2 protein-coding genes are annotated in these 2696 nt (G+C 74.5%); both read right to left on the reverse strand.

The window, feature by feature from the left end:
* Window positions 1–60: 60 nt before the first annotated feature.
* Window positions 61–1170: a PP2C family protein-serine/threonine phosphatase gene (locus tag ACWGIG_RS38295; RefSeq protein ID WP_453326344.1), complete on the reverse strand. Its 1110-nt coding sequence runs from the start codon at window positions 1168–1170 to the stop codon at window positions 61–63.
* 183 nt (window positions 1171–1353) lie between these two features.
* The coding region (locus tag ACWGIG_RS38300; RefSeq protein ID WP_453326345.1) for a phenylalanine--tRNA ligase subunit beta at window positions 1354–2696 on the reverse strand (1343 nt) is incomplete at its 5' end.

A 2696-nucleotide genomic window follows, 5' to 3' on the forward strand; every position in this document is an offset into this window, starting at 1 on the left:
CGGCTGACCTGCACCCTCCGCGGCGGGACGGACGGCAGCCGCGTCGGCCCGCAACTCCCGTCAGCGGTGCGAGGGTTCGGGGTGCTGACGGCGGGAGGCGGCGCCCTGTGCGGGCACCCGCAACCGGTCGTTGCGCAGCACCACCAGCGCCACGTCGTCGGACACCTGCCCGCCGGTGTGCCGCAGCAGTGCGCGCTGTACGCGCTCGACGACGGCGACGGGCGACACCGGCTGCCCGGCCACCGCCCCGGTGAGCGCGTCCTGCAGCGCGAAGAACGCGCCGTCCGCGTTCCTGGCGTCCGGTGCCCCGTCGGTGTGCAGGACGAGGAGTTCGCCGGGCAGCAGCGTGACGCACCGCCGCGGGTACAGCTCGGCGGGCAGCGGGAACGGGCCGAGCGGCGGCAGCGGATCCCCGCCGACAACGGGCTCGGCGCTCCTGCGCAGCCGGTACGGCCACGGGTGACCGCAGTTGAGGGCCAGCACCTCGCCCTTCTCGTTGATCTCCAGGAGCAGTACGGTGACGAACTCCTCGGACTGCGGATTGTCCGGCTCCGCGCCGCCGGACGCCGGGTGCTCGTCCCGGGAGCGCTCGCGCAGGTGCCGTTGCAGGGCGCGCTCCAACCGCCGCATCACGCCCGGGAGTTCGCTCTCGTCGTGGGCGGCCTCGCGGAAGCTGCCGAGCAGGGCGGCGACCGCCCCGATCGCCGGGAGGCCGTGTCCCCGTACGTCCCCGATCACCACCCGCACCCCGTGCACGGTCGCCATCACCTCGTACAGGTCGCCGCCGACGACGGCCCCCGGACTCGCGGAGAGCTGCCCGGCCGCCAGGGCGAGACCGTCGAGGCGGGCGGGCAGCGGGCGCAGCAGCACCTCCTGGGCGGCGCGCGCGACCTCCTTCACCCGGCGCAGTTCCCGCAGCGGCCCGAGCCGTGCCCCCAGGCCCAGGACCACCACGCCCAGCACGAAGCACGTGCAGATGACGGGGTCAGGGAGCGGGCGGGCCAGTTCCCAGGCGATGCCGAAGGCCAGCCAGAGGCCGAGGAGCACGACGCCGGATGCGTACCGGGCGGGCCCGGCACCGCGGCGGCCGCACCGCCCCCTCCACGGGCGCCGCACCGCCCCGACGCACCGCCCCGCCGTCCGGCGCAGCCCCGCCCTCTGACTGATCATTCCTGACGGCCCCCTCGGAAGCACTTGGCAGCGGCGCGGCCGGTCGGCCGGAATGATTCTGTCTATCGTTCGTGCCGCGATGCGTACATCGCCCGCACATCTCACCCAAATGAGTGAGGGGCACACCCGTGTCCCGGATGTGCCCCTCTGTAACGCGCTCAACAGCGGTTACTCGTGCGGTGGTTACGCGCCGCGCAGTACGGCTCCCGTGTGCTCGGCCGCGAGTGCCACCGCCGCGTCGCGGGCGGCCGATGCCTCCTCGACGGTGAGCGTGCGGTCGGCGGCGCGGAAGCGCAGCGCGTATGCCAGGGACTTCTTGCCCTCGCCGAGCTGTTCGCCGGTGTAGACGTCGAACAGGCGGATGTCCTCCAGGAGTTCACCCGCGCCCTCGCGCAGCCGGTCCTCGACCACGACGTTCGGCACGTCGGCGTCGACGATCAGCGCGACGTCCTGGGTGGCGACCGGGAAGGTGGAGATCCGGGGCGCCTGGAGCACACCCTGACCGGCCTTCTCCAGCACGTCGAGGTCCAGCTCCGTCGCACAGGTGCGCTCGGGCAGGTTCATCGCCTTGATGACGCGCGGGTGCAGCTCGCCCGCGTACCCGATGACCTGCTCCGTGCCGTCCACGACGACGGAGAGTGCGGCACAACGGCCCGGGTGCCACGGCTCGTTGGCACCCTTGGTGACGATCAGCTCGGCGCCTGCCTCGCGGGCCAGGCCGCGCGCGGCCTCGATCGCGTCGGCCCAGTCCGCCGGGCGGCCCCTGCCCCACCAGCCGGCCTGCTCGCGGGCGCCCGCGAGGACGACGGCGGCGTGCCGGGGCTGGGCGGGCAGCGAGGCGTCGAGGCCCGCGATCTCGTCGTCGGTGGGACGGCGGTCGACCGGCAGCCGTACGGCCTTGGTCTCCTCGCCGGTGGGCCGGAAGACCAGGCCGGTCTCGAAGAGCGCCAGGTCGTGCGACCCGCGGCCGTCGTTGCGGCGCAGCGCACCGAGCAGGCCGGGGAGCAGCGTCGTACGGAGCGCGGGCTCCGTGTCGGCGAGCGGGTTGACCAGCTTGACGGTGTCGCGGCGCGCGTCGTCGGCGGCCAGCTGGAGCTGGTCGAAGGCGGCGTCCCCGACGAACGGGTAGTTCAGCGCCTCGACGTAACCGGCGCCGGCCAGGGAGCGGCCGACGCGGCGGTGCAGGCGCTGGCGCTCGGTGAGGCCGCGGCCCGAGGGCGGGGTCGGCAGCGTGGAGGGCAGGTTCTCGTAGCCCTCCAGCCGGATGACCTCTTCGGCCAGGTCGTTCGGGAACGCCAGGTCGGGCCGCCAGGACGGCACCGTCACGACGAGCTCGTCAGAGCCGTAGACGTCGCAGCCGACCTGCTGGAGGCGGCGCACGACGGTCTCGCGGCCGTACGGCACGCCCGCGACGCGGTCCGGGTGGTCCGCGTGCATGGAGATCGAGCGGGGCGCGGAGGGCGCGATGACCTCGGTGACCCCGGCGTCGGCGCTGCCGCCCGCGAGCAGGACGAGGAGGTCGACGG

Source organism: Streptomyces sp. NPDC054863, assembly GCF_053610825.1.

Bases quoted from the DNA above. Each gene is read 5' to 3' on its own strand.
- ACWGIG_RS38295 (WP_453326344.1), bottom strand. From the start codon at position 1,170: ATGATCAGTCAGAGGGCGGGGCTGCGCCGGACGGCGGGGCGGTGCGTC.